Below are 25,971 nucleotides of genomic sequence, written 5' to 3'. Positions count from 1 at the left end.
TAAGACATACTCAAACGAATATCTGATCCGTTGGCGGCGCTAGCGGATCAGTTTTATTGTAACCCCATTCACGATCATCGTCGAAATCGTCAGAATGCCGTAGGCAACACCGATGGGCATTTGTGGCACTAACCAAGCCACGCCCACCAGGAACGCGACGAACCCATAACCCGCCAGTAGCAAGCCGTACAATATCCTGATCGCGGCGTCCGAGCCCTGCTGTGAATGCGTAAAGACCGCCAGCGTCGAAGTCATGATCGGAAAGGGCGTCAATATCCCGCTCCAAGTCGGGCCAAGGTGATCGGCTGCTTGTGTGAGAGCGACCACGAAGAGCGTCGCCACCAACATTCTCAATGGAATATCCCAGGAAGGTTGTTTCTTGAACTCTGCTTTTGTTTTAGGTTTTGGGAAAAAATATAACACCAGCGTCAGCACCGCCAAGTTCAGCCCGACACCAGCTGCGAGCGGAACATCCCTGCCCAGCGAAAGCAATGCAACCACAAAAAATGCGCCGTAGCTGAGCAGCACCGTCGGTAACCAGCTCATCCGCCGGGAAAGCGTCGCATATACCAACGCGAAGAGCATCGTACCCACCGACCCCAACAATGCCGAAGTGATCGTTGAAGCCGCGAACGCAGCTCCGTGCTCCAATGCGATGAAGAAAGAGATCGGCCCCGCCACCCAGGGGAACCCGCCGATCCAGCCGCCCAGCCCCTCGCCCCATTTGCGAACGGCCATTGTTACCCCGGCAATCAGCGGGGGCATCAGCATGATTTTGGTTAAAAGAATATCCGACAACGATTTTAAGCGGCAAAATGGAGCACAAATTTACGCCTAAGACCCTAATCCGCTGAAAATTTGACAAAATACTTCCCGATTTTAATTGCAACACAGTTGCAATGATCCTATTTTTGCAACGTTGTAACAAAAAGACGTAACCCGCTACATGCCCGCTGCCCGATTTTCGCTCCTCATCCTTTTGCTATCACTGTTTTCGCCGACAGCCATGGCCCAGAAACCGGCGTGCGAATGCTTTGTGAAAGGTATCGTGAAAGACCGGCATACCGGCCAGCCGATTATCGGCGCCACCGTGCTGATTGTCGGACAGAGCGACGGCGTTTCCACCGATGTGAACGGGCGTTACGAGCTCCGCAACCTTTGTCCAGGAAACTACACCCTCGAATGCCGCATTGTCGGCTACACGCCATTCCAGCAAAAAATAGACCTTACGGCCGGACATGAAGAAAACTTCAACCTGCTCGAACAGGAAGTGCATTTAAAGGATGTCGAGATTACCGCGCACCGCACGGATGCACCTTCTTCTCAACCATTAACTACTCTTTCGGGGGCGGATTTAGACAAGACACGTGGCCAAACACTGGGCGAGAGCCTCAAAGGTGTCACCGGTGTGACCACACTGCAAACAGGCTCTTCTATTGCCAAACCCGTGATTCACGGTCTGCACAGCAACCGCGTACTGATCATGAACAACGGCATTCGCCAGGAAGGCCAGCAATGGGGCTCAGAGCACGCGCCGGAAATCGATCCGTTCATTGCAACGCGCATTTCGGTGGTAAAGGGCGCTGCGGGTGTGCGCTACGGTTCCGATGCCATCGGCGGGGTGATATTGGTGGAGCCGGAAGAACTGCCGATCGACAAGCCCATTACCGGTGAATTGAATGCAGTAGGCTTTTCCAATGGCCGCCAGGGCGTATTGTCGGGCACCATGCAGGGCGGGCTGAACTTCGTAAAAGGCTTTGGCTGGCGTGCGCAGGGTACCATTAAACGTGGCGGCAATATTCGTACACCCAATTATTTCCTCGATAATACCGGCATTAGTGAAAACAACTTCTCGCTCGCGGCAGGTTACCGGCACAAAGGCCTGGGCATCGATGTGTTTTACAGCCGATTCGATACACAAATTGGCATTTTCTCCGGCTCGCACATTGGTAGTGTCACCGATTTACTCAATGTGATCAAAAACGGCGAGCCGTTCGTCAAATCCGGTTTCAGCTATGCCATTAACCGGCCCAACCAGAATGCGACGCACGAGTTGCTGAAAACCGAAACACACTACCATTTCGGCGACGGCAACCGGCTGCAATGGACGATCGCCCGGCAGTATAATAATCGCAATGAATTCGACCTGCACCGGCCGCGGAACGACAGTATAGCGGCCCTTAATCATCCCGAACTGACATTTAAACTCACTTCATTGACAAACGACGTGGTCTGGGACCACAAACCCATTGCCGGGAAAATCAGCGGGCAGGTTGGTGTGAGCACATTATACCAATACAACCTCATGAGCGGCCGCCCGCTGATTCCCAATTTTAACCAGTTCAACATCGGGCTGTTTTGGATCGAACGGTATGTGACCAGTAAATGGGAGCTCGAAGCCGGCCTTCGTTATGATTACCGGACCCTGAAAACCTACCGGATCGTGAACCGTGAAAAGATCGCCGACCATTTCGATTTCAGTAATTTCTCGGGAACGGCCGGGGCCACACGTAACTTTTCCGAACGCCTTTCTGCACGTGTGAACGTGGGTACGGCCTGGCGCGCACCTAACGTGAGCGAGCTGTTCAGCGACGGCGTGCATCACGGCGCAGCCGCGTATGAGAAAGGTGACGCCACTTTACAACCTGAAAAGGCCCTCAATTCGATAGCGAGCGTGAAATACGCCGCGCCAAAATGGAGCGTGGAAGTAGGCGGTTATTACAATTACATTTTTGATTTCATATACCTGAAACCACAACCGGAACCCATTCTAACGATCAGAGGGGCATTTCCCTATTTCAAATACACCCAAACCGACGCTTCTTTCAAAGGGTTGGATGTATCGGGAAGCTGGGAGTTTGTGAAGCGCACCACCATTTCGAGCAAGCTCACCTACCTGCGCGTGTACGACGAACGCAGCGACGGTTACCTGGTGATGATCCCGCCCAACCGGCTCGATAATGCATTGAAATACCAGCTCGCCGACCGCGGCAAATGGAAGGACGGGTTTATCTCAATTGGTAACCTGCTCGTGGCGGAGCAAAAACGCGTTCCCGTGAACAGTGATTTTATGCCGCCTCCGAAGGGCTATTCCCTCTGGAGCCTGCAAGCCGGCGCGACACTGAAAGTTTCTGAAAAACAGCAATTGGAAATCGGTGTCAATGTTCAGAACCTGTTCAATACCGTTTACAGGGATTACCTGAACCGATTCCGCTATTACGCCGACGATATGGGCCGCAACGCGTCGCTCCGCCTGAAATGGAAGTTTGGCACTTGATAAAATGAATTTTAATACAATACTTAAACCTATTACGTATGAAAATGAACCGCAAGCTGACCTGGATGCTGCTCGCCGCGATGACAACCGCCTTTGTGCAATGTAAAGACTCGGGGGACGACGTGGTGCCGGACGATGAAAACGAACTGATCACTTCCGTAACGTTGAAATTTACCGAGCAAGGCACCTCCAACGTCAGCACCTTTTCCTACAAGGATGCCGACGGCGACGGTGGCAATGCACCTACGAAATTCGATACGATTTCGCTGAAACCGAATACGACTTACACATTGGCCATCGAGTTGCTTGACGAGAGTAAGTCGCCCGTGGATGATATTACCAAAGAAGTGGAAGAGGAATCGGACGAGCACCTGTTTGTGTACACACCCAGCCCTGCTGCATTGCTGACCTACACTTACGGCGATAAAGACAAGAATAACTACCCGATCGGCATCACCGGTTCCGCAAAAACCGGCGCGGCAGGTCACGGCACATTGAAAGTACAATTACGCCACCAGCCCGGAGCTAAAAACGGCACCCCTACGCCCGGTAGCGATGATGTGAACCTGGATTTCCATTTGAAAGTCCAATAAAACAAAAAGGGATCAGCCGTGCGACTGATCCCTTTTACTAGTTGCATTTGGGACAAACGCCCTGTATCAGCAGATTGAAATGTTCGGGATGGTAACCTTCCGGTAGCTGGACCGCCGGAATGTGCAGGTTTTCGAGGCAGTTGGTTTCGCCGCATGAGCTGCATTTAAAATGGATATGATCGTGCTGGTGTTTTTCTTCCGAACAACTGTGCGAGCACAATGCATAGCGTAGCCCTTCATCATCGAGCACCTTATGTATAATGCCTTTTTCGAGGAACGTCTTGAGTGTCCTGTATATGGTTACGCGGTCGTAATTCTCTCCCAACTCCCCTTCCAGGTCCCCGTGCGATAATGCGTTTTTCCGATTGATAAATGTTGAAAGCACGTCCTCGCGACACGTGGTCGTGCGCAGGTGATGTACTTTCAGCGTTTCTCTTAACTGGTCCATTGTTTCCAACAGTTTAATAATTCCTCCCTTCTAAAACCTTTCCCGTCAAAGTTAAGTTCTAACCGGTTCAAATTCCAAGCATTCCGATTACACTTTCATGGATCGGCCGACCGCACCCCAAAAATATTCTGCAACCCCGTTGCAAGTTCAAGCCAAGGGTCTTATTTTTGCAACATTATTGTATGTAGGAAATGAAAGCAGTACACTCACATGGCAGGGCCGACTATATAGGGATTCTCGGATCCGTGTTGTGCATTATCCATTGCATACTGGTCCCTGCATTGGCCCTCGGTTCGTCGGTAGCGACGCATAACCACGCCCATATCGGTCTTATTTCGCTGGATTACCTGTTTATTCTCATTAATGGTATTGCGGTTTATTATGCCACACGCGACCACCGCTCTACCGGCCTGCGCATCTTCCTTTGGAGCGCATTAGCTATCTTCGCTGTTTCATTAATCTTTGAAGGACATCATCAGGTATTCTCCTGGCTGGGTTATGCAGGTTCGGGTTTATTAATCATCGGCCATCTCATTAACCTCTACATTTGCCAGATCGCCCCGCGGTTGAAGTTTCGCGCCCGCTGATCACTTATCGTATTCCACTTCGAAGCGACTTAAATCCGGACGGTTCGGACGTTTGCGGTCGAGCTCGTATTCAAAAATCGTTTTACCGAGATTGGCCATGAATGGAAAACCTACGGTGTCATAATCGTATTTGTCGTCATTGAAAATACCGTCCTCGTTGCAATAGATTACGGCTGTTACCATAAATTCTATTCCTTTTTCAAAATCGGCGATATAGGCATTGTCGAGCAGGAAACCGTATGCATCCCCGCATTTGTTAAAAAGCCTGATATGGCGCGGAAGGCGCGTTTTGGTGGCCCCGAAGAGCAGGAATTTCACATAGCCATCGTAGTAATCATCGGTATAGCTCGCGGGATAGCTCGTTTCGACGGGAAACTGCGACATATATTGGTACATAAACCGGTAATCCTCGTCTGTGAGGTTAAACCGCTGAGACACCGGCACCTGGTCAGGAAAGAAGAGCGTTTTCAGAAGTCGGTGCTGTTCTTCAAGCGGGAAGAAGTTCTTTTTGGTAAAATCAAACGGCTCGTTCACCAGTATGCCGTCTTTCATATAACCTTTACCTAACCTAATCGGCCCGGGTGCATTGTATTCCTTTTCATTATACTTCGCAGGCTGTTCAAAGACAATCCTGCCATCTTTTTCGAAGCGGATCGGGTTCGTGTAGCGATTATTCTCCGGTCCGATCGGCGAATCGAGGCGGTGTAAAATGCGGGCGTCCTTAAAACCCTTCCTATGCAGGCTGTCGTTAAACTCCTGCTGACCTATGAACTCATACAGCCGGTTGAATGCATCATTATCACTCGCCAGCAATATCTTTTTGGCATAATGCGCCACCGAGGGCAGCTTATCCTCAGAGCTTGTATCGGCTTTCACCGCAGTTTGCTCGGGTCTTACTGCATCCGTGAACATCGGCGTATATTTATCAATACCCAGTTTGTTCAATTTTTCGAATGCCAGTGCGACAGCCGGTAGCTTAACCGTGCTCGCCGGATAAAAATACTCCCCGGTATTCACGCGGTAACCATGCGTAGTAAAATGCGGAATGTTGTTTTTATTCCTGTCGATCTTCGTGTATAGCACCTGTACCCTGTATTTGTCAGGATCTTCGAGGATCGCCGAAAAGCGCTCGGGATGCTTTTTTAATAATTTTTCAATGAAATTATCCGAATGGTACTGTGCGTGAATGGGCAGGGCTGCCAGCTGTAAAGACAAGAAAAGCAACAGTTTATGATTTCTAAAAAAAAGCATGGAGAATACCGGGCACGTGTTAGCCGAATATACGATTTTTATTTTAAAGGGTACCCGGAATTAGTTTTTACTCCCCGGCTCCTTTTCTGGTTAGACATAAAAAAAGGCGAATAATGGAAGAAAACAAGTTGCGCAGCAGGGGCTGGTTTGGTAAATCGGGTAAGGACGGTTTCATTTACCGTGCCTGGATGAAAAATCAAGGCTATCCCTCTGATGAGTTTGAAGGACGGCCGGTAATCGGTATTTGTAATACATTTTCGGAGCTGACACCTTGTAACGGGCATTTCCGCGAGCTGGCGGAATCGGTGAAACGCGGAGTATGGGAAGCAGGTGGCTTTCCGCTCGAATTTCCGGTGATGTCGCTGGGCGAAACACTCATCAAACCGACCGCGATGCTATACCGCAACCTCGCAAGTATGGATGTGGAAGAATCCATCCGCGCCAATCCGATCGACGGCGTGGTTCTGCTTTGCGGCTGCGACAAAACAACGCCTTCGCTCGTCATGGGCGCGGCAAGTGTGAATATCCCTACGATCGTGGTTTCTGGAGGACCGATGCTCACCGGCCGCTACCGCGGAAAAACGATCGGTACGAGTGACGTGTGGCGTTTTAGCGAGCTGCACCGTAAGAGCGAACTCACGCAGGAAGAACTTTACACTGCCGAAGCCTGCATGTGCCGCTCCGACGGCCACTGCGCGGTAATGGGTACAGCCTCCACCATGGCGTGCATGGTTGAATCGCTCGGGCTTACATTGCCTGAAAACGCTGCAATACCTGCCGCAGACTCCCGCCGGAAAGTCCTCGCGCATTTGTCGGGCCGGCGCATTGTGGAAATGGTGAAGGAAGATTTGAGACTGTCGCAAATCCTCACGCGCGAGGCATTCGAGAACGCGATTATGATCAATGCGGCAATTGGTGGTTCTACCAACTTTGTGATTCACTTGCTCGCCATCGCTGGCCGCATTGGCGTGGATTTGAGCCTGGATGATTTCAATGATCTTTGTAAAAAAGTACCGCTATTGCTCAACCTGCAACCTTCGGGCGGGTATTTCATGGAAGACTTCTACTACGCAGGAGGTTTGCCGGTCGTGATCAAGGAGCTTAGCAGCATCTTGCACCAATCGGTAATCACTGCCAATGGCAAAACCATGGCCGAAAACTCGGCGAGCGCGGAATGCTTCAATCCGGAAGTGATCGGTACGATGGAAGAGCCCATTAAAGACCTAACCGGCCTTGCGGTAGTGCGCGGAAACCTTTGCGAGAATGGCGCGGTGATCAAGCCATCGGCTTCTCTGAAACCGGAACTGATGCAGCACCGTGGCAAGGCGATCGTATTCGAGGATATCGACGATTATAAGCTCCGCCTCGACGATCCGGACCTGGATGTGGATGAAAATAGTATATTGGTATTGAAAAATGTAGGACCGAAGGGCTACCCGGGCATGCCGGAGGTGGGTAATATGTCGTTACCTAAAAAGCTGCTAGCTCAGGGCGTGATCGACATGGTACGCATTTCCGATGGACGGATGAGCGGTACCGGTTTTGGAACGGTTGTTTTGCACGTGTCCCCCGAAGCAGCGGTGGGCGGTAACCTCGCCCTGGTACAGGACGGCGATTATATTGAACTGGATGTGGAAAACAGAAGGCTGCATCTGGAAGTGTCGGACGAAGAGCTCGCACGCCGGAGAACGCTCTGGAAGCCACTTGACCTGGGCTATAACCGCGGTTATGTGAACCTGCACATCGCCCACGTAACGCAGGCACACGAAGGTGCCGACCTCGACTTCCTCAAAGGCGGTTCGGGCGATAAAGTAACGAGAGATTCGCATTAACAGGCTGGTAATGCGTTAGTCAGATGATCAGCAGCCCCGCGGCAGACGGCCCGGCGCATTACCCGCTTTCAAATTAGCATTACAATGAGTAGCCAACTTTTTGATAACCATGTCGCTATCGTAACCGGCGCGGGACAGGGAATCGGTTTCGAGATAGCAAAACAACTGGCCTGCCAGGGCGCTGGGGTTATACTGAACGATAGCAACAAAGCACTGGCCGCAGAAGCAGCCAAGAAAATACGCAACAAGGAAGGCGAATGCGTGGCCTTCGCTGGCGACGCCTCCCAGCCGGAAGTGATCGACGCGATGGTGGACGAAGCCGTGAAATGCTTCGGCAAACTCACATTGACCGTCTGCAATGCCGGTATTACGCTATTTGGGGATTTCTTCGAATACCCTGCCGAAAATCTGCGCAAGGTACTTGAAGTGAACCTCATGGGCTCCTTCCTGCTCACCCAAGCGGCTGCGAAACAAATGCGAAAGCAGAAATCGGGCGGAAGGATATTGCTCATGTCGTCGGTGGTAGGGCACCAGGCACATCAGTTTCTCGGGGCTTATGCAATGACGAAGGCAGGATTGGAAATGCTGGCCAAAAACCTTGTGCTTGAACTTTCCCCACATGGCATTACCATCAACGCCGTGGCGCCTGGCGCGACGCTCACCGAGCGGACATTAGCAGAAGACCCCACCTATCCCAAAACATGGTCGGCGATCACGCCTATGGGCAGGCCCGCCATTTGTGAAGACATTGCCAACGCCGCATTGTTCCTGTTATCACCGCATTCGGGACACATTACAGGACAAAGCCTGATCGTCGACGGCGGCTGGACATCCGTGAGCCCCCTGCCCGATCTAAGCAATATGAATGTGAAATAGCTCCTTATTCTCCCGAAAAAAGCTGCGCTTCCAGGTCATCGATGCTACCGTCTTTCGAAAAGAACAGCTCACGTGGCTTGGCAGCGGCGCTCGGGTTGACGGTCATGAAACTGCGGTATTGATCGTCCGAAATGATTTTCAGATTCAATGCCCTTTTCAACACCATAGGGAACGGCACCTTGAAGAAATTGGCTATATCCGATGCCAGGAATTCCGGGATTTTGGAGATATCATTTCTGAAAAAGCTCTCCACTTCTTCGAAAGGCAGTAACGCTTCAAAAATCAGCTGCTCCGAACGCGCTGCGAGCGAGGCCGTGTTGGCATAAATCGTATGCAGGCCGAGCGAAACTGTGAGCAAATGAATGTGGTAATTGCGTTCGTTGATATCCGACGCGGCATTCACAAAAACCCATCCTTTTTGGTGATAAATTGCAGAGAATCCTTTGAAAAGCGGATCTACGTTATGCAGCTGCGCGATTTTGATGCCGTCGGGATACGGCAGCTTATGCCCGATCTGATGCACGATATCCTGCGCGTAGGAAATATCGGCTACCTCACCCGCCGGTTCGATCATCCAGTCTCCGTTCACCAGCCCTTCGAAGAGATGATCCGCAATCCGCTGGCTTTCTACCTGGCCCAAATGGAGGACAATGCGGTTACCGCGGACAGAGTAATCAAGAAGGAGTTGGTTTTTGGGCTGTTTCCGGGCCATATCGAGGTCGTTGTTGAGGTGTTAACTTTCAAAGATACGTCCTTCCGGTTTCCGCCGCAACAGCAGGCTGGTAATATTATCGCCACTCCAACGTGTTGAGCAATTGCAACATATCGGCCTGTAAATAATCGATCACAGGCGCCAGTGAATCATTTTTAGTAGCCGTAGGAAAGTAAATAGCCCCCCTCAGAAAGTGCCCGGTACTATCCGTCGTGTAAAACTGGTAGGGGCTCGGCACGTCGCCTTCAATTTTAAACAGCATTGCAGTACGGCCAGTCTTGCCCAAAACCCGCTGCTCCTGGATCGACGACGCCCTGATCTGGTGCTTGCTGGCAAGCTTGTAACTGTCATCAATAAAGGCTTTCAGCAATGCCGGATTGTTGTTGAGGGCCTTGTAGGTAATCTGGATATTGGCTTTAAACTGGGGGTAAGTGATGAAAATCCAGTCCTTCCCGGCTGTTTTAAATGTATCCGGTTCCACGACCGCATATTTGGAATACTCAAATGTGTAAGGATGTGCCTCGGTCAATCGGCGGTAGCTATGTTTGGGCAGATCAATGCGATTATAGCCTTTGGGTTTGGGGATGTAGGTCTGCTCCCCTTCTTTTTTACAACCTGAGATAAGCAGCAATGAAACAGGCAGGAAAATCGCGAAAATGAATTTGTACATATAACAGGTCCCGTTGGCAAACATGCGCAAAACTAACGAAAACGTTGGAACATTATTTTTGCCTATACCCTTGAAAACAAAAAAGCGAAACCGTCGATGACAGTCTCGCTCTCCGGCTCCCTCTTCCGCTACTCGACGGTAACAGATTTGGCAAGATTTCTTGGTTGATCCACGTTCCGGCCCCGCATTACTGCAATGTAATACGATAGCAGTTGCAGCGGGATCACGGAAACAAGCGGTGTCAGAATTTCATGGGTATTGGGCACTTCGATCACAAAATCGACCATGCCGGGGATTAATGTATCGCCTTCGGTCACGATGGCAATCACGCGGCCTTTACGAGCCTTTACTTCCTGGATGTTCGACACGATTTTCTCGTATGAACTGTCTTTGGTGGCCAGGAATACCACCGGCATATCCTCGTCGATCAACGCGATAGGGCCGTGCTTCATTTCCGCCGCGGGGTAACCTTCGGCGTGGATATAGGAAATTTCTTTCAGCTTCAATGCTCCTTCCAGTGCCACGGGGAAGTTCAGACCGCGCCCCAGGTAAATGAAGTTGCGCGCATAGGTGAATATGAATGCGATTTCTTTGATTTTGGCCGCGTTCTCAAACACCTTATCCACCTTCGCCGGGATCGTTTCGAGCTCGATCAGCAACTGGCGGTAACTTTCTTCCGAAATCGTGCCTTTGCGTTTCGCCACGGCAATGGCCATCAGCGTGAGCACAGTCACCTGGGCCGTGAATGCCTTGGTACTGGCCACGCCAATCTCCGGCCCCGCGTGTGTATAAGCACCTGCATGCGTAGCGCGGGCAATGGATGAGCCCACCACGTTGCATACGCCGAATATCGTCGCCCCTTTCGACTTCGCCAGCTCGATCGCCGCCAGGGTATCCGCCGTTTCACCCGATTGTGAAATGGCTATAACAATGTCGTTTTCTTTAATCACCGGGTTGCGGTAGCGGAACTCCGAGGCATATTCCACTTCCACATTAATGCGCGCCAGCTCTTCGAACATGTATTCGGCCACTAACCCGGCGTGCCATGAGGTACCGCAGCCGACAATCACGACGCGGTCTGCTTGCGCAAGTTTGTCGAGGTAGTCGTTCAGACCGCCTAGTTGCAGGTGCGCGTCGTCCGCACGGAGGCGCCCGCGCATGGAGTCGGCAATGGAGCGGGGTTGTTCGAAAATTTCCTTGATCATGAAATGGTCGTAACCGCCTTTTTCGATGGTTTCAAGTTCCATTTCAAGCTTTTGAATGTATGGGGTGGTTTCTTTGGTGCTATCCAGGTGCTGAATGCTCAGCTTGCCTTCATTGATCACGGCCACTTCATAGTCGTCGAGGTACACCACGTCTTTGGTATATTCTATAATCGGCGTGGCGTCGGAAGCGAGGAAATATTCATTTTCACCCACACCAATCACCAGCGGGCTGCCTTTCCTCGCTGCAATGAGCTGACCGGGATGATCGAGCGACATGATTACAATCGCATAGGCGCCTACCACTTCTTTCAATGCAAGCCGGACGGCCTCTTCAAGCGTAGCACCCGTTTCTTTCTGCACATCCTCGATAAAATGGATCAGCACTTCGGTATCCGTATCGCTCAGGAATTGGTGGCCTTTGCCGATCAGGTTTTGCTTGATCGAAGCGTAGTTTTCGATAATGCCGTTGTGGATGATCGCCAGCCTGCGGTTGTTGGAGTAATGCGGGTGCGCATTTACGTCGTTCGGTTCGCCGTGGGTGGCCCAGCGCGTATGGCCAATGCCGATTGTCGCCGGCAGTTGCTTTCCGTTCAGTTCCGATTCCAGGTCGGACACCTTTCCCTTCTTCTTGTAAATATTCAATTCGCCATTTTCCAGCAGCGCAATTCCAGAGCTGTCATAGCCGCGATATTCCAGACGTTTTAGTCCTTTTAAAATCAAAGGATATGCCTCCCTGTTTCCAACATAAGCCACAATTCCGCACATATTCTTAAAATATTTTAATTTTTGTGTATGTCCTAGACGAGGCAAATAAATGGCAAACGGCGGTCGTTAGCAAGCTAATTTTTAATTAAATACTAAAAAATATCCAATTTATGGACAGTGCTCGAACACACGAAACATTCCTGAAAAACACAAAAAAGCCGACGACTCTTCGAATCGCCGGCTTTTTTGCCCTGTGAAATCTATCTGTTAGCTTACCAGATCGTTGTAGAGATTGTAGTAAGACTCCGAGAAATTCTCATCCTGCTCGTCGAGCTGCACGCGTTTCGGTGCATTGTTGAAAATTTCGTTCAGACTCGCGCTGCAATGCTCTTCGGCTTTCAGCACCGCGTCGGCATAAGCACATCCGATTTTGACAAAACCTTCGAAATCGGCAGAATGCAAATGCGCCAGCGCCTCATCGCTCACATCCATAGCCTTGGCTTTGCTCTGCAAATCCGCATCGAATTTGTAGTCAAATGCATTGTTGTGTACGGTGAACACACTTTTCGTGTCCTTGAACATCGGATCGTTACGGTAAGTGGTTTTCAGGTACAATGGAATCAGAGCCGTCATCCAGTCATTACAGTGCACCACGTCCGGGGCCCATCCCAGTTTCTTAACTGTTTCCAAAACACCCTTGCAAAAGAAGATCGCACGTTCGTCGTTGTCATCGAAGAAGTTGTTTTCCTTATCGAAGAAAACGGATTTGCGATGGAAGTAATCGTCGTTATCTATAAAATAGACCTGCAACTTCGCATTGGGAATCGAAGCTACTTTAATGATTAGCGGCTTTTCTTCATCTCCTACGGTAATATTGATTCCTGACAGTCGAACTACTTCATGAAGCCTGTTTTTGCGTTCGTTGATCAACCCGAAACGCGGAACGAGTATCCTGATTTCTGCCCCTTTTTCCTGCATTGCCTGAGGAAGTTTTCTAACGTAATCGGCAACATCGGTTGTTTGGAGGAAGGGATTGATTTCACTGGCTACATACAAAATTCGTAGTTTCTCCATAGATCTTTTAGCAGTTTGTGAAAAAAAGTTTTGCAAAATTATACAAAAAAAATGGCAATTTCAAAAGATATTCCAAACTAATTGTCATATTGCGCCCAGTTTGGGATTTCCCTGTCCTGATGTTTCCATAATCTGCTTTACGGTTAATGCTATCTTGAAAAAGCAACCGTAGCCCGCAGGTTACTCCTCAGTTTTCGAATTTTACATGGAAGTATTCACTTCGGTCAAAAGCCTCCGCCAATACCTGGATCAGCAAGTTTTACGGCAGAAAACCATAGGCCTCGTGCCCACGATGGGAGCCCTTCACAAAGGCCATATTTCGCTGATTGAAGCCGCAAAAAAAGACACTGATATCGTCGTTTGCAGTGTGTTTGTGAACCCGACGCAGTTCAACAATCCCGAGGACCTGGCCAAATACCCGAGAACGTTCGAAGCCGACTGCATTATGCTTGAAAATGCGGGCTGCTCCGCTGTTTTTGCGCCGTCGGTGGAAGAAATGTATCCCGAACAGCCCGTCGTTAAAATGAACTTCGGTGCATTGGAAACGGTGATGGAAGGCGCTTCGCGGCCGGGGCATTTCAATGGCGTCGGCATTGTGGTTTCGAAGCTGTTCAATATCGTAAAGCCGCACCGTGCGTATTTTGGTCAGAAAGACCTGCAACAGGTATCGGTAGTGCGCCAGCTGGTCAATGACCTCGCATTCGGGTTCGAGCTGGTGGTATGCCCTACCGTTCGTGAAACGGATGGGCTGGCGATGTCCTCGCGTAACACGCGCCTGAGCGCAGCCGAGCGCGCGCTCGCGCCGCATATATACCGCATACTCGCCACCGCTGGCGAGGACCTGCGCGCGGGTAAGCACGTGAGCGAAGCCGTCGGCTGGGCGAAGAGTGAATTTGAAAAGATCAAGGAATTTACCCTCGACTATTTTGAGGTAATTAATATCAAAACCCTGCTACCGGTTGAAAAAATCGGTTCCGCAGGCTCCAATGCGATCTGTGTAGCAGCATTCCTCGGCCCGGTAAGGCTGATCGACAATATTATCTTTTGACAAATAGAACGTCGTTCTGAATCTTTTAGGAATGTCACGCTGAGCGGAGTCGAAGCGCGGTACTGCAACGCGCTTCGACCGCCGGGCGGCCCCGTCCGCTCAGCGTGACAACGATTATGCCAATTTCCAGTCGCCGCGGTATTTGCGCTGTACAAACTGGTTCGCTTCGTCGAAGTTGGTAACCTTCATATTCTTGCCATCCCACAGGAGCTTCTTGCGGCCCGGGTAGTCGAATCCTTTGCCGTCGGCCTTCGCGGTGCGGAGGTTGTAGCTGCGGATACCGAGGTTACCCATGATCACCGTCTCTGTCAATGGACCCGCGTAATCGAACGATGAAGTAAGCGCTTTATGCTCTTTGCTGTTGAAACCCGCTTTGCAAGCATCGCTCCACGACACGTGATGACCAAACTCCGGCATGGTCGTGTATTTGTTACCAAAATCACCTTGCTTGTATTCCAGCTTGGTGCCGTCTTTGAGGTACACTTTGGGTGCGATACCGTAGGTTCCGCAAGTCATAACACCTTTTTCACCGATCAGAAGCACGCCATTGCTGCTATCCGGCTCTCCTAGCGGATCGTTTGCCGGAATCAGATCCGGGTGGAACGGGCGCAGGCCGCCATCGTGCCAGGTCAAAGTCACTTCCGACTTGTTGATTTTGTTCGCAGGGAACTTCAATTGAACGCGTGATGACGGCGGGCAACCCTCGGGAATGTATTCTGGTGTCCAGTCTTTGATGAATACCTGGCCTACCGAGCATTCAACCTCCGTTGGATAACCCAGGCCTAGCGTACGGAACGCCGGGTCGATCAAGTGACAACCCATGTCGCCCAATGCACCGGTACCGAAGTTCCACCAGCCTCGCCATTTGAATGGGTGCCATGCCGGGTTGTAATCCACCCATTCGGCGCAGCCTACCCACAGTTCCCAGTCGATATCCGCAGGCACTTCGTGCTTGCCTGTTGGTACAGGAATACCTTGCGGCCAAACGGGACGGTTGGTCCAAACGTGTGCTTCGTGGACGTTACCGATGAGGCCTTTGTTAAACCATTCCTTCATCTGGTTCTGCGCAGGATTGGAAGCACCCTGGTTACCCATTTGAGTTACCACTTTGTACTTGCGCGCAGCTTCGGTGAGCATACGTGCCTCGTAAATATCGTGGGTAAGGGGTTTTTGTACGTACACGTGCTTGCCTCGCTGCATAGCCGCCATCGCGATGATCGCGTGCATGTGGTCGGCCGTCGAAACCGTTACCGCATCGATGCTCTTGTCCATTTCGTCAAACATCTTGCGGAAGTCTTTGTACTTCTTCGCGTCGGGATGCAGTTCGAAGTTCTTCTTCACTTGCGGCTGTCCCCAGTCTACGTCGCAAAGTGCCACCAGGTTTTCGGCGCCTTTGTTCCATGCATTGTTGGTATCAGAAAAACCTTTACCACCCACACCGACACCGGCGATATTCAGCTTGTCGCTGGGTGCTTTATATCCTTTCCCCAGCACGTGGCGGGGTACTATGAAGAAACTTCCAATGGCCGCCGCGGAGGTCTTCTGGATAAAATCCCGGCGATTAACGTCTTTCGGTTTGTTTTCTGTACTCATCGGTTTTGGTAATGAAAAAATAAAGTAGATTAATATAGATTAAAGGAATAAGTTCTTATTACAGATCGAATACTATTAAATCCCGCTTAAATATAATAATGTTCTCATGAAACCCACCAAAAGGGTCATTTCAATTATTACTTCCAATACGCCGGATCGTTGCATTTCAGGCTATTTACGGGAATAAGTCTCCCGCGTACGTGCGCGGGAACCGTCCCACCGGCGACTATGTTTTGATGGCTGGGTATTATTCCTGTAACTTTGCGGGGTAATGCATTTCAATTAGACCAATACCACCGGGTAATGCAAATCACAGTAATGAAATCGAAGATTCACCGGGTTAAGGTGACTCAGGCGGAATTGAACTACGTTGGCAGCATCACGATCGACGAGGATCTGATCGACGCAGCGGGACTCATAGAAAATGAACAGGTTCACATTGTGAATAATAACAATGGCGAACGTTTTGTCACATATGTTATCAAAGGTGAGAGGGGTTCGGGCATGATTTGCCTCAACGGCGCGGCCGCGCGCAGGGTGCAGATCGGCGACATTATCATCATCATCGCATACGGCAGCATGAGCCAGGAAGAGGCCAAGACGTTCAAGCCGATGGTGGTTTTTCCAGACCACAATAACCACTTGGTAGGCTAACTTCCGGCATTCCCTACACGATACAGCAATTTAGCATAGCATGAAAAATATACTGCGTTACACGATATCGCTTGTCCTGGCAGGCGGTCTGCTCTGGTTTGTATTCAAAGATATCAACCTGGGCGAAATGCTCGACCGTTTTGCCCAATCCGACTGGCGGTGGATCGCCGTATCATGCGTTTGCCTCCTGCTCGCACACATGGTGCGTGCATGGCGCTGGGGGATGCTTATCGAACCGCTGGACCATAAGCCGGGCATTGTGAACAGCACAATGTCGGTGCTGACGGGATACTTTGCCAACTATATCGTGCCCCGCATGGGCGAGGTAACGCGTTGCGGGACACTTTACCGCCTCGAACGCATTCCGGTGAGCCTCAGCTTCGGTACCGTGGTGGCCGAGCGCATTTTCGATGTTATCATATTGGTGTTGATGATTGGATTGAATTTCATCCTCGAATTCGACCGGCTCAGCACTTTCTTCACCGATTTTTTCCAAAGTAAAATAGGCGGAAGCCAGGGCGGCGGCTCGGGTAGCGGTATGCTGCTTAGCATTCTGATCGTCGGCCTGCTGGCGATTGCGATCGTGAGCATTATGATTTTCAAAAATGCCTCACTGCGTAACAAATTGCAGCAAAATGCGATCATCGCCAAGGTGATCGGCTTCGCCCAAGGGATGCTCGAAGGACTTTTGAGCGTGCGCAAGCTCCGTAATCCTAGTCTTTTCATTTTTAGCACCATTCTGATCTGGGTGCTTTATTACCTGGTCTCCTACGTGCTTTTTTTCTGTATTCCCGAAACTTCCCACCTCGGCCCGTTGGCGGGTCTCACCTTGCTCGTAGTCGGTGCGATCGGTATGACGGCACCTACGCAGGGCGGGATTGGTGCTTACCATCTGCTCGTCGGTAATGTAATGGTGCTTTACGGACTTTCGCAGAACGACGGCATCACATTGGCGACATTCATCCACGGCGCGCAAATGCTGTTCATGCTGGTGATCGGTGCATTGGCATTTTTGTATGTGCTGATTGTGAACAAAAACAAAGTAGAGGAGCCCGAGCAAGTATCTGCGGCAAACTAATTGTAACTTTAATAGTCCTGAAAAATGGAAATGGAGTATGTTACGTTATTCCATTTCTTAAATCCATATTGTCTTTTACAATGAATTTGACAGAAAGCAAGATCCTGAGACTAGAAGAAGCGATCCCGACCGTTGAAGCATGGCAACGCGCCGGGCAAAAAGTTGTATTCACCAACGGATGTTTCGATATTGTACATCTCGGGCACATCGATTACCTCGAAAAAGCCCGCGCATTGGGCGATAGAATGGTGCTCGGCCTGAACACCGACGCCTCGGTAAGCCGCCTGAAAGGACCGTTGAGACCGGTCGTCAATGAATATGCAAGAGCAAGGCTAATGGCCGCATTATCATTCATCGATGCTGTCATTTTGTTCGACGAACCGACGCCTAGTCAGTTGATCGAGGCCGTAAAACCTGACATTTTGGTCAAAGGTGACGATTATAAGATCGAGAACATTGCTGGCGCGGATTTTGTTTTAGGTAGAGGAGGTGAGGTAAAAACGATCGCTTTGGTACAAGGCTACTCAACTACCGCACTGATCGAGAAAATAAAACAAGGATATAAATAGCAATAACTATGGGACTTTTGATTGCTTTGATCGTAATGGGCGTGAGCTTTTACGTACAATGGCGCTTGAAGAGTAAATTTGAAGAATATTCACAGGTAGGATTGAGCAACGGGATGAGCGGTAAGGAAATCGCCGAAACGATGCTCCGGGAAAGCGGCATTTACGACGTAAGAGTGGTGTCCGTAGAAGGCCGGCTGACCGACCACTACAATCCGCAGGATAAGACAGTCAACCTCAGTCCCGATGTATATTATGGACGTAGTGTAGCCGCTGCGGCTGTGGCGTCCCACGAATGCGGCCACGCTGTGCAGCATGCTACCGCATATAGCTGGCTGCAATTTCGCTCGCAAATGGTACCATTCCTGAGCATTGCGTCGCAGTATATGCAATGGATCATCCTGATCGGTGTGCTTTTGATCAATACCACAATCATTCCGCTGACTATCGGTGTGGCATTGTTCGCAGTAACCACATTGTTCAGCTTCATTACATTACCGGTTGAATATGACGCGAGTAACCGCGCATTGGCCTGGATTCAGAAAAACCGCATTGTGAACGAACGCGAATACGTAATGTCAGCCGATGCATTGAAATGGGCGGCTCGTACTTACCTCGTAGCCGCAATCGGTTCATTGGCCACATTGCTTTATTATGTGAGCCTGCTGATGGGGCGTCGGGATTAGAATAGTTTAGAGTTAAGAGTATAAAGTCTAAGTTGATATTAATGTCAGTCTTCGTTCGCGGGGACTGACATTTTTTTGCCCCTCATTTCACCCTAAACTCATAAACTTTAGACTCATAAACCCTGGACTCATTTCTTCCGCTGATTCCAATACACGACCAGGTTATGCGTCGCACGGCCGGCGGCGATAATGTCCAGGTCTCCATCGCCGTCCAAATCGGCAGGCAACAAGTCTTCGCACGCGATTTTGATGCTCTCATCCAAAGTATATTCCGTCCATTTCTTGCCTTCCGGATCGGAGCCCACGTAAATCCGTACGCCGGTTTCGCCAGTTACATTCGGGTTACGCCAACCCATTACCACCTGGTCGCGGCCCTGGCCGAAGAAATCAGCGCAGGCTAGTGCATGGCCTTCCTTCATACGGTCGGTAAGTACGGTGCGGCTGTCTTTGGTATAAACTACCAACGCGGTCCCGTGCATAGGTTCAATGGTGGCCGTAAACAACTGTTTTTTACTCAGACTGCCGGTTCTGATCTCCCCTACCCCGCGCTCTGGTACCATCCAGTTGCCCGAAGCCGCCCAACCATCCGCTCCGTTGAGGAACACCTGCACGCCTTCTTTGCCCGCAATGGATAAACCGGCCATTCTGCCGGGAATTTCCATGGGCTGGAAATTGTGGGTCATATGCATATTGGTTTCAACCAGATGGTAGGGCCAGATTCCTTTTTTGTTTTCGGGCACATCAAAAACAATCAGCTTTACGCCCGCCCCGTTCCCGCCTGTATTCCCTTCGCCGTGCAATGGCAGCACAGCCAATTGAAAAGGGCCGTCCGCGGTTTTGACCCAATGCATCCGGTGAATGGTCACTTCATGATGCAGGCGCACAGGCTCCCAGGGTTTCGTCCGATCGTTCGACGCTATCATGTAGAACACGGCGCCCGAGGTCTTCAAATCCTTCGTTTCGGAAGGGTTCCAGCCCGCGCCTACTGCCACTTCCACCTTGCCATCGCCGTCGATATCACGGGCGGCGATGCAGACGTTGTCCTGCTCGGTAAGGTCTTTCGCAATCACGTAGCGCGTCCATGCGCCGTCTTTTTTCCCGGGGTTTTTATACCAGACTATTTCCTTCTTATCTGCCAGCAAAATATCCAGCTTACCGTCGCCATCCACGTCACCGGAAGCTACGCCGTAGCCGATACTTATCTTATCGTCGATCGTCTCGCCTTTAAAAGTCGCCGTCTGTGCAAATGCACTGCCCGCTACTGAAAATGCGATCGAGAACAATAGTCGTTTATTCATATTCCTGAAAACCGGTACCCGCCGGTGGATAAAAGTTTTAACCTATTTTTTAACAATATACTTCAAAATACACTGTGCAGACATTGAAAAAACAGTTTTTTGTGTCGCTTTGCCCTGCATTCCCTACTTTTGTGAATTATTGTAAAACCAGATATCCTTCATGAAAACAGTCCCTTTACATCAGCTTCACATCCGTCTAGGCGCAAAAATGGTCCCGTTTGCAGGTTTTGAAATGCCTGTCCGTTATTCGTCGGATCTGGATGAACATCACACCGTAAGAAACGCCGTGGGTGTTTTTGATGTATCGCACATGGGCGAATTCAGCGTAAAAGGGCCTGGTGCACTCGCATTGATCCAGAAAGTATCCGCAAATGATGCTACGGCATTGTATGACGGAAAAGTGCAATACAGCTACCTTCCCAACGCCACCGGAGGCGTGGTGGATGACCTGCTTGTATACCGCATTGCCGAGGACGATTATTTTCTGGTAGTAAATGCTTCCAACATCGAAAAGGACTGGAACTGGATCCAGAGCCAGAACACGGAAGGTGTGGCGATGGAAAACCTGTCCGACTCGCTTTGCCTGCTGGCCGTGCAAGGACCAAAAGCAACTGCCGCATTACAGAAACTAACCGACGTGGACCTCGCGTCGATGGAGTATTATACCTTCAAAATTGGCGAGATGGCGGGGATTAAAGACATTATCATTTCCGCAACCGGCTACACCGGTGCGGGAGGTTTTGAAATATATGTAAAGAATGAGGATGCGGAGAAAATGTGGGACGCCGTTTTCGAAGCGGGTGCAGAGTTTGGTATCAAGCCAGTAGGCCTGGGCGCACGCGATACGTTGCGGCTGGAAAAAGCATTCTGCCTCTATGGTAACGATATCGACGACGAAACGTCACCTTTGGAAGCCGGCCTGGGCTGGGTAACCAAATTCACCAAGGACTTTATCAATTCCGAAGCGTTGAAGGCACAGAAAGAGGCCGGGCTGAAAAGAAAACTGGTCGGTTTCGAGATGATCGACCGCGGCATTCCGCGCGGGCATTACGAACTGTGCGATGCGAAAGGCAACAAATTGGGCGAGGTGACATCCGGCACGCAATCACCAACCTTGCAAAAAGGCATTGGATTGGGTTACGTACCTACCGAATTCAGCAAAGCAGGTACCGAAATTTTCGTAAAAGTGCGCGACAGACTGTTGAAAGCGCAAGTTGTGAAAACACCTTTTGTTAAAAACTAACCCCTCCTATTCAGTACGATTGCATTTTTATGAAACAACTTGACGTTTGTCTTACTCCGGATTTACTTCATTTACACAAACTGGATAATTCAATAGTGGTAGTGGCCGATATTTTCAGGGCCACCTCCTGTATGGTAACCGGTCTCGCTTACGGGGTAAAAAGCATAACTCCGGTCGCTAGTGTAGAGGAATGTAAATTTTTGCAAGACAAAGGATATATAGCTGCCGCCGAACGTGATGCCCGGAAAGTGGAAGGCTTCGATCTGGATAATTCGCCGTTCAGCTATATGCACGAAAGCCTCATCGGGGCGCAGATCGCGATGACGACGACCAATGGGACATTGTCTATCTCCCAGGCGAAATCGTCGGCGGTGAAAGTGATGATCGGTTCATTCCTGAACCTGGGGGCATTAGCCAATCATTTGAAAACCGAACCTTATGACGTGCTCGTGCTATGTGCGGGCTGGAAAGGTCGTCCCAACCTCGAGGACACCCTGTTTGCAGGGGCATTAGCCGAAGCATTGAAGGATCAATTTATGCTGCTCGAAGACGGAACCCTGATGGCGCAGCGTTTATACCAGCAAAGCCGCGATAACCTGCTGGCGAGTGTAGCCAACTCCTCGCACGTACGGCGCCTGCAACGCCTGGGCATTCAGAAAGACATTTCTTACTGTCTGCAAACCGACCTGTACGACGTAGTTCCGGTTCTCAGAGGCGGCACGCTGGTTTCCATGAATTAATATTTACTCAATCCTAATTGCATGTTCCGATTCGTCTTTGTCATTTTTCTAGGGTTATTTTTAATGGCTGGTCACGCTGAGGCCCAGCGCAGGACCGCTTCTCCAAGAAAACAGCTCATTACTCCCAAGAAAAAAGCCCCCGAACCAGCCAGGCCACAGGCACCAGCTGCAAAGGACACGACAAAAGCGCAGGTTCCCGCGGTGGCAGCTCCGGCTGGCGACACAGCTGTGGCGGATACCACCATGCCCAGCGGAATATCGGCCAATGGTGACACGCTCACCGAAGCAGCGAACGAGGCCAAGCTCCCCGTCGAAAAGGCCGACAGCATGCATGCCTACAAGATCACAATCGAGGATATTTCATACCTCTCAGTCTGCCCCGGTACTAATGTGACCATCCCATTCAAAACCGATGGACCGTTTGACGAGGACAATACATTTATTGTACATATTATAGATGCCACCGGTAAGTCGGTGCCTATCTCGCTTCCCGTGAAGAAAAGTCCTGCCAAGGCGGTGATACCTTCCTATAAAGTCGGCGGCGAAGTATACCGGCTTCAAATCGTCTCTTCTATTCCGGTTATAAAGAGCCAGGAAGTACCGTTGAGGCTGCTGCAAGCGCCCGCAGCGAAGATCGACATGATCGACGGAACGCAGACTGTGCGCATCATGCCCGGGCAGGAGGCGCATTTGCGCATAAACCTCACAGGTGCTGCGCCATGGTCGTTCCGCCTTTCGGACAGTACCACGGTTTTGCAAACGCTTTCGAACCCGCATTACATTACTGTTAAACCGACAGACGTAAAAGCATACCGGGTAACGGGCGTTTCCAATGCTTGCGGAAGCGGTACCACTTCCGGCGAAGCTATTGTGAACGTAAACAATAACCCGGAGCCTAAACTGGAACTGAAAGAAGTTGAGAAGATTGCGAAGCTTTGCGCGGGCGTACCATTTCAGGTACCTTTCAACGCAACAGGCAAGTATAAGGAAGGGAATAAATTCGTTGTTCAAATCGCGGAACGCAGCGGTGCATTCAAGAACATTTCAACACCTGACTCGTCGGGTTATATTACCACCCAAATCCCCGATAGCTACAAACCCGGTGAGTATCGCCTGCGTGTGACCTCCACCGCGCCTTACCTAGTAAGCCAGACTACGAACGTTTCCATCGTATCGCCTACCGTGGCGACTCTTCAAAAGGATTCATTGAGATTAGGCGAAAATGAATCGGGTGAACTGACGGTGAAATTCACTGGCGGAGGCCCCTGGTTCGTGCTGCTTTCGGACGGAACCTATGAGAACAATATTCAGGAATCCCCGCATAAGATCAAGGTAAAACCATTTTATGATACCAACTACCAAATTAGCTCGGCCGGTGGTTTATGCGGTGTAGGTAAATTCTCAGGCTCCGCGAAAGTCACTGTGAAAGCCCCGCCGGCGAGCATTACGCTCGACAAGCTGCCGCAAAATATGGTGTGTGCAGGTTCTACCATTGATATTCCGTACAAAACGGAAGGCCGCTATAATCCCAACAACAAGTTTACAGTTCAGATGACCGATAAATCCGGCCGTTTTGTAACGCTGCCTACCACGGTAACGCCGACCGTCATGCAGGTAAAAATCGCTGCGGCGGCACCGGGAGACACTACCAAAATTCAGAAAATCCGTATCGTTTCATCCTCTCCAGCGGTTTCGAGCGCCATTGAAGAGCTGGAAGTGGTTGCCCCTGACAAGGCTATTGCGGAGGTTTCCGGGCGCGGTACGATTTCTGCCGGACGCTCTACCCGCATTCAATTGAGGTTCAAAAACGGGCTTCCGCCATGGTCGTTCACACTTTCGGACGGCACGGCGATCAACGGGACATTCCTTAACCCGTACCTGATTTCCGTCTCACCTTCTACTACCACAGAATACACCATCCGTTCACTGAAAAGTGGATGCGGAGCCGGAACCGGGCGGGGCTCTGCCGTCGTGACGGTAGAAAACTAGCATATAACCATGCGCAAAGGGAAGATATTGTTTTTCTTATTGGCTGCCGCATTCGACCCTTCGCGCATTCTCGGACAGGCTTTGCCGCTGTACCAATGGCAAAGCCATTTCAATTACCTCTCTGCCAAACAGGTTGTAAATACCGGTCCATTAATCTACTGCGCCTCCTACAATGGCCTCTTTGCTGTTAATCCTGAGAACGGGGAGACCAGAGCGTTCTCCAAAGCGAACGGTCTCAGCCATACGGGTATCAGTGTAATGGCCTACCTGCCCGAAGCTCAGCTTCTTATGCTGGCTTATCGCAACGGCACCATCGATTTTGCATACCTTAATGGACAAGCAGAACCTGACCAGATCGAGACCTGGGATCTATTGAATGAAACGCAGGGTTTGCCGGCCGATAAGGCAGTCCGACGCATCGTTTTCAGGGAAAAATTGGCCTACCTGGCAACCAGTTTCGGGGTGCTCGTTCTGGATACACAACTTCGGCAGGTAGAAGAAACCTATCGTTATATCGGCCCCAATGGCACGCAGCTCGCCGTGAGCGATCTCGCATTTTCGGGGGACTCCCTTTATCTCCTAACCTCCCAGGGCATACTCGGCACGTCTATGCTTGGGAATGTAAACAGGCAATATTTTGGAAATTGGAAGCCGGTAGCGAGCCCCGGCAGCGTTTCCGGCATTGCGTTCTTTGCAGGATCAATTCATGCAGCCGTTCCGGGAAAGGGAATTTTGAAATATGAAAAGGGAGTTTGGAAACTGGTTTACGCTTCCAATGCTCCCGCCTTGAGAATCCTTGACACGGACGATTTTCTGACAATCAGTACCCAAAATACGGTTCTCACATTGGACACCCTTTATACCGCTCAGACTTACAGTAGTCCATTATGGAGTAACATCCGGTCCGGTATTCGTAAAAGTCCCAAAGCACTGTGGGTCGCCGATCAGATAAATGGTCTGGTCACCAATCAGTTTTCCGACTTCAGACAGATTTCTCCTGCTCAGGGAGACACAACCGTTTCACCCCGAACCGATTCGACGATCACCGACCACAATGGCTTATCATGGACCCGCCTGTCCGAAACGCTGGGCGGAGGCATTATGGTAAGCAGCAAGGACGGTTCGCGGAAAAAAGTCCTCTCAACGTCGATAGGCACCGGTACTTTACCCGCTTCGAAGATCAATAGCCTCGCATTGGACCAGGACGGCTTTGTGTGGTTTGCCAGTGCAAAAGGCACAGGCTATTTTATTCCGGATGACGTTCTAAATGCAACCCGCGTAGATGCGATCTTACCCATTTACGGTCAACGAAGGCTCTTCAATAATGAAGAATGCACAGCATTGGCCGTTGAACCGGGGAACCGGAAATGGATCGGCACACGGACAGGACTTTACCTTTTCAATGCCGACGGTACCGAGCTGATCCGGAAATTCACATCTACCGACAGCCCGCTGCCAGCGGATGTAATCAACGCGCTTCGGTTTGAAGCGGAAACCGGTTTGCTGTTTATCGACACGCCGGCTGGAATGGTTTCTTACCAAAGCGATGCCAAAGCGGCGACCGAAAACATTAGCCGTATCACCATTTTCCCAAACCCCGTCCGGCCAGGTTATTCGGGCAATGTGGGCATCAGCGGCCTGACCGCCCAAACGACCATTAAAATCACCGACCTCACGGGCAGGCTCGTATTTGAAACGCGTTCAGAGGGCGGGCTGGCTTCATGGAACCTGAACGACTACACGGGACGCCGGGCGCGGGCAGGAATCTATATGGTGTTCGTTGTATCGGCCGACGGCACTGAGCAACAGGCCGGTAAGTTGGCAATTATCAATTAAAATCATAAAT

23 protein-coding genes are annotated in these 25,971 nt (G+C 50.5%); 14 read left to right on the top strand and 9 right to left on the bottom strand.

Going from position 1 to position 25,971, the window contains the following annotated elements; translation table 11 throughout:
* Positions 1 to 39 precede the first annotated feature (39 nt).
* On the bottom strand, positions 40 to 765 hold the full coding sequence (locus AC2YIT_RS10865; RefSeq protein WP_430844605.1) for a hypothetical protein: 726 nt from the start codon (positions 763 to 765) through the stop codon (positions 40 to 42).
* Between the two features lie 181 nt (positions 766 to 946).
* Between AC2YIT_RS10865 and AC2YIT_RS10860 the strand changes: the two genes are divergently transcribed.
* Both AC2YIT_RS10860 and AC2YIT_RS10855 read left to right on the top strand, forming a co-directional pair.
* Positions 947 to 3,277 (top strand): TonB-dependent receptor, encoded by a 2,331-nt coding sequence (locus AC2YIT_RS10860; RefSeq protein ID WP_487279188.1) that lies wholly within the window; start codon positions 947 to 949, stop codon positions 3,275 to 3,277.
* 38 nt (positions 3,278 to 3,315) lie between these two features.
* Positions 3,316 to 3,870, top strand: coding sequence for a hypothetical protein (locus AC2YIT_RS10855; RefSeq protein WP_487279187.1), 555 nt, complete (start codon positions 3,316 to 3,318; stop codon positions 3,868 to 3,870).
* A 37-nt stretch (positions 3,871 to 3,907) separates the two neighbouring features.
* Here AC2YIT_RS10855 and AC2YIT_RS10850 read toward each other — a convergent pair whose 3' ends face one another.
* Entirely contained in the window at positions 3,908 to 4,318 is a 411-nt protein-coding gene (locus AC2YIT_RS10850) for a Fur family transcriptional regulator (protein ID WP_291204040.1), read from the bottom strand.
* Positions 4,319 to 4,509: 191 nt separating this feature from the next.
* Between AC2YIT_RS10850 and AC2YIT_RS10845 the strand changes: the two genes are divergently transcribed.
* Positions 4,510 to 4,905, top strand: a complete 396-nt coding sequence (locus AC2YIT_RS10845) for a MerC domain-containing protein (protein WP_487279186.1) — start codon at positions 4,510 to 4,512, stop codon at positions 4,903 to 4,905.
* On the opposite strand, the gene AC2YIT_RS10840 is transcribed toward AC2YIT_RS10845, so the two are convergent.
* Complete coding sequence (locus AC2YIT_RS10840; protein WP_487279185.1) at positions 4,906 to 6,120, bottom strand: serine hydrolase; 1,215 nt, start codon at positions 6,118 to 6,120, stop codon at positions 4,906 to 4,908. It lies immediately after the preceding gene.
* 149 nt (positions 6,121 to 6,269) lie between these two features.
* Here AC2YIT_RS10840 and AC2YIT_RS10835 point away from each other — a divergent pair, with 149 nt between their 5' ends.
* Both AC2YIT_RS10835 and AC2YIT_RS10830 read left to right on the top strand, forming a co-directional pair.
* Positions 6,270 to 7,988 (top strand): IlvD/Edd family dehydratase, encoded by a 1,719-nt coding sequence (locus AC2YIT_RS10835; protein ID WP_430844598.1) that lies wholly within the window; start codon positions 6,270 to 6,272, stop codon positions 7,986 to 7,988.
* An 84-nt stretch (positions 7,989 to 8,072) separates the two neighbouring features.
* Positions 8,073 to 8,864, top strand: coding sequence for an SDR family NAD(P)-dependent oxidoreductase (locus AC2YIT_RS10830; protein ID WP_487279184.1), 792 nt, complete (start codon positions 8,073 to 8,075; stop codon positions 8,862 to 8,864).
* A 4-nt stretch (positions 8,865 to 8,868) separates the two neighbouring features.
* On the opposite strand, the gene AC2YIT_RS10825 is transcribed toward AC2YIT_RS10830, so the two are convergent.
* The 4 genes from AC2YIT_RS10825 to AC2YIT_RS10810 form a co-directional block, all read right to left on the bottom strand.
* Positions 8,869 to 9,576 (bottom strand): hypothetical protein, encoded by a 708-nt coding sequence (locus AC2YIT_RS10825; RefSeq protein ID WP_291204025.1) that lies wholly within the window; start codon positions 9,574 to 9,576, stop codon positions 8,869 to 8,871.
* A gap of 76 nt (positions 9,577 to 9,652) precedes the next feature.
* Positions 9,653 to 10,246 carry a gliding motility lipoprotein GldD gene (gldD, locus tag AC2YIT_RS10820; protein ID WP_430844594.1) on the bottom strand — a complete coding sequence of 198 codons (594 nt, stop codon included), beginning with the start codon at positions 10,244 to 10,246 and terminating at the stop codon, positions 9,653 to 9,655.
* A gap of 128 nt (positions 10,247 to 10,374) precedes the next feature.
* Entirely contained in the window at positions 10,375 to 12,216 is a 1,842-nt protein-coding gene (gene glmS, locus AC2YIT_RS10815; RefSeq protein ID WP_487279183.1) for a glutamine--fructose-6-phosphate transaminase (isomerizing), read from the bottom strand.
* Between the two features lie 207 nt (positions 12,217 to 12,423).
* On the bottom strand, positions 12,424 to 13,230 hold the full coding sequence (locus AC2YIT_RS10810; RefSeq protein ID WP_019941941.1) for a glycogen/starch synthase: 807 nt from the start codon (positions 13,228 to 13,230) through the stop codon (positions 12,424 to 12,426).
* 205 nt (positions 13,231 to 13,435) lie between these two features.
* On the opposite strand from AC2YIT_RS10810, the gene panC reads away from it, so the two are divergent.
* Positions 13,436 to 14,278, top strand: a complete 843-nt coding sequence (panC, locus tag AC2YIT_RS10805; RefSeq protein ID WP_487279182.1) for a pantoate--beta-alanine ligase — start codon at positions 13,436 to 13,438, stop codon at positions 14,276 to 14,278.
* Positions 14,279 to 14,392: 114 nt separating this feature from the next.
* On the opposite strand, the gene AC2YIT_RS10800 is transcribed toward panC, so the two are convergent.
* Complete coding sequence (locus AC2YIT_RS10800; RefSeq protein ID WP_487279181.1) at positions 14,393 to 15,871, bottom strand: Gfo/Idh/MocA family protein; 1,479 nt, start codon at positions 15,869 to 15,871, stop codon at positions 14,393 to 14,395.
* Between the two features lie 303 nt (positions 15,872 to 16,174).
* Between AC2YIT_RS10800 and panD the strand changes: the two genes are divergently transcribed.
* The 4 genes from panD to AC2YIT_RS10780 all read left to right on the top strand — a co-directional run bounded on the left by panD (position 16,175) and on the right by AC2YIT_RS10780 (position 18,855).
* Positions 16,175 to 16,525 (top strand): aspartate 1-decarboxylase, encoded by a 351-nt coding sequence (gene panD, locus AC2YIT_RS10795; RefSeq protein ID WP_106597708.1) that lies wholly within the window; start codon positions 16,175 to 16,177, stop codon positions 16,523 to 16,525.
* Between the two features lie 40 nt (positions 16,526 to 16,565).
* Positions 16,566 to 17,603, top strand: coding sequence for a lysylphosphatidylglycerol synthase transmembrane domain-containing protein (locus AC2YIT_RS10790; RefSeq protein WP_487279180.1), 1,038 nt, complete (start codon positions 16,566 to 16,568; stop codon positions 17,601 to 17,603).
* An 80-nt stretch (positions 17,604 to 17,683) separates the two neighbouring features.
* On the top strand, positions 17,684 to 18,172 hold the full coding sequence (gene rfaE2 / locus AC2YIT_RS10785; protein ID WP_223402330.1) for a D-glycero-beta-D-manno-heptose 1-phosphate adenylyltransferase: 489 nt from the start codon (positions 17,684 to 17,686) through the stop codon (positions 18,170 to 18,172).
* Positions 18,173 to 18,180: 8 nt separating this feature from the next.
* The gene (locus AC2YIT_RS10780; protein WP_430844584.1) at positions 18,181 to 18,855 is read left to right on the top strand and encodes a zinc metallopeptidase; all 675 of its coding nucleotides are present in this window, start codon (positions 18,181 to 18,183) and stop codon (positions 18,853 to 18,855) included.
* Positions 18,856 to 18,983: 128 nt separating this feature from the next.
* On the opposite strand, the gene AC2YIT_RS10775 is transcribed toward AC2YIT_RS10780, so the two are convergent.
* A complete protein-coding gene (locus AC2YIT_RS10775) occupies positions 18,984 to 20,153 on the bottom strand; it encodes an FG-GAP repeat domain-containing protein (protein WP_487279179.1) in 1,170 nt (389 codons plus the stop codon).
* A 160-nt stretch (positions 20,154 to 20,313) separates the two neighbouring features.
* Between AC2YIT_RS10775 and gcvT the strand changes: the two genes are divergently transcribed.
* From gcvT to AC2YIT_RS10755, 4 genes are read left to right on the top strand one after another with little or no spacing between them, the layout of a single operon-like run.
* The gene (gene gcvT, locus AC2YIT_RS10770; RefSeq protein ID WP_487279178.1) at positions 20,314 to 21,396 is read left to right on the top strand and encodes a glycine cleavage system aminomethyltransferase GcvT; all 1,083 of its coding nucleotides are present in this window, start codon (positions 20,314 to 20,316) and stop codon (positions 21,394 to 21,396) included.
* Between the two features lie 29 nt (positions 21,397 to 21,425).
* Positions 21,426 to 22,136 carry a 2-phosphosulfolactate phosphatase gene (locus AC2YIT_RS10765; RefSeq protein WP_430844579.1) on the top strand — a complete coding sequence of 237 codons (711 nt, stop codon included), beginning with the start codon at positions 21,426 to 21,428 and terminating at the stop codon, positions 22,134 to 22,136.
* A 21-nt stretch (positions 22,137 to 22,157) separates the two neighbouring features.
* Positions 22,158 to 24,125, top strand: a complete 1,968-nt coding sequence (locus AC2YIT_RS10760) for a hypothetical protein (RefSeq protein WP_430844577.1) — start codon at positions 22,158 to 22,160, stop codon at positions 24,123 to 24,125.
* A gap of 9 nt (positions 24,126 to 24,134) precedes the next feature.
* Positions 24,135 to 25,961: a T9SS type A sorting domain-containing protein gene (locus tag AC2YIT_RS10755; protein ID WP_430844576.1), complete on the top strand. Its 1,827-nt coding sequence runs from the start codon at positions 24,135 to 24,137 to the stop codon at positions 25,959 to 25,961.
* Positions 25,962 to 25,971 lie beyond the last annotated feature (10 nt).

It is taken from the genome of Dyadobacter sp. SRI_021 (genome assembly GCF_057586235.1).
The sequence above is the reverse complement of the archived record's forward strand: the minus strand, read 5'-3'. Positions and strand labels throughout refer to the sequence as shown.

What these genes read in the sequence shown, in the direction of transcription:
- AC2YIT_RS10865 (WP_430844605.1), bottom strand. Translation starts at nt 765, where the DNA reads ATGCCCCCGCTGATTGCCGGGGTAACAATGGCCGTTCGCAAATGGGGC.
- AC2YIT_RS10860 (WP_487279188.1), top strand. Translation starts at nt 947, where the DNA reads ATGCCCGCTGCCCGATTTTCGCTCCTCATCCTTTTGCTATCACTGTTT.
- AC2YIT_RS10855 (WP_487279187.1), top strand. Translation starts at nt 3,316, where the DNA reads ATGAAAATGAACCGCAAGCTGACCTGGATGCTGCTCGCCGCGATGACA.
- AC2YIT_RS10850 (WP_291204040.1), bottom strand. Translation starts at nt 4,318, where the DNA reads ATGGACCAGTTAAGAGAAACGCTGAAAGTACATCACCTGCGCACGACC.
- AC2YIT_RS10845 (WP_487279186.1), top strand. Translation starts at nt 4,510, where the DNA reads ATGAAAGCAGTACACTCACATGGCAGGGCCGACTATATAGGGATTCTC.
- AC2YIT_RS10835 (WP_430844598.1), top strand. Translation starts at nt 6,270, where the DNA reads ATGGAAGAAAACAAGTTGCGCAGCAGGGGCTGGTTTGGTAAATCGGGT.
- AC2YIT_RS10830 (WP_487279184.1), top strand. Translation starts at nt 8,073, where the DNA reads ATGAGTAGCCAACTTTTTGATAACCATGTCGCTATCGTAACCGGCGCG.
- AC2YIT_RS10825 (WP_291204025.1), bottom strand. Translation starts at nt 9,576, where the DNA reads ATGGCCCGGAAACAGCCCAAAAACCAACTCCTTCTTGATTACTCTGTC.
- gldD (WP_430844594.1), bottom strand. Translation starts at nt 10,246, where the DNA reads ATGTACAAATTCATTTTCGCGATTTTCCTGCCTGTTTCATTGCTGCTT.
- glmS (WP_487279183.1), bottom strand. Translation starts at nt 12,216, where the DNA reads ATGTGCGGAATTGTGGCTTATGTTGGAAACAGGGAGGCATATCCTTTG.
- AC2YIT_RS10810 (WP_019941941.1), bottom strand. Translation starts at nt 13,230, where the DNA reads ATGGAGAAACTACGAATTTTGTATGTAGCCAGTGAAATCAATCCCTTC.
- panC (WP_487279182.1), top strand. Translation starts at nt 13,436, where the DNA reads ATGGAAGTATTCACTTCGGTCAAAAGCCTCCGCCAATACCTGGATCAG.
- AC2YIT_RS10800 (WP_487279181.1), bottom strand. Translation starts at nt 15,871, where the DNA reads ATGAGTACAGAAAACAAACCGAAAGACGTTAATCGCCGGGATTTTATC.
- panD (WP_106597708.1), top strand. Translation starts at nt 16,175, where the DNA reads ATGCAAATCACAGTAATGAAATCGAAGATTCACCGGGTTAAGGTGACT.
- AC2YIT_RS10790 (WP_487279180.1), top strand. Translation starts at nt 16,566, where the DNA reads ATGAAAAATATACTGCGTTACACGATATCGCTTGTCCTGGCAGGCGGT.
- rfaE2 (WP_223402330.1), top strand. Translation starts at nt 17,684, where the DNA reads ATGAATTTGACAGAAAGCAAGATCCTGAGACTAGAAGAAGCGATCCCG.
- AC2YIT_RS10780 (WP_430844584.1), top strand. Translation starts at nt 18,181, where the DNA reads ATGGGACTTTTGATTGCTTTGATCGTAATGGGCGTGAGCTTTTACGTA.
- AC2YIT_RS10775 (WP_487279179.1), bottom strand. Translation starts at nt 20,153, where the DNA reads ATGAATAAACGACTATTGTTCTCGATCGCATTTTCAGTAGCGGGCAGT.
- gcvT (WP_487279178.1), top strand. Translation starts at nt 20,314, where the DNA reads ATGAAAACAGTCCCTTTACATCAGCTTCACATCCGTCTAGGCGCAAAA.
- AC2YIT_RS10765 (WP_430844579.1), top strand. Translation starts at nt 21,426, where the DNA reads ATGAAACAACTTGACGTTTGTCTTACTCCGGATTTACTTCATTTACAC.
- AC2YIT_RS10760 (WP_430844577.1), top strand. Translation starts at nt 22,158, where the DNA reads ATGTTCCGATTCGTCTTTGTCATTTTTCTAGGGTTATTTTTAATGGCT.
- AC2YIT_RS10755 (WP_430844576.1), top strand. Translation starts at nt 24,135, where the DNA reads ATGCGCAAAGGGAAGATATTGTTTTTCTTATTGGCTGCCGCATTCGAC.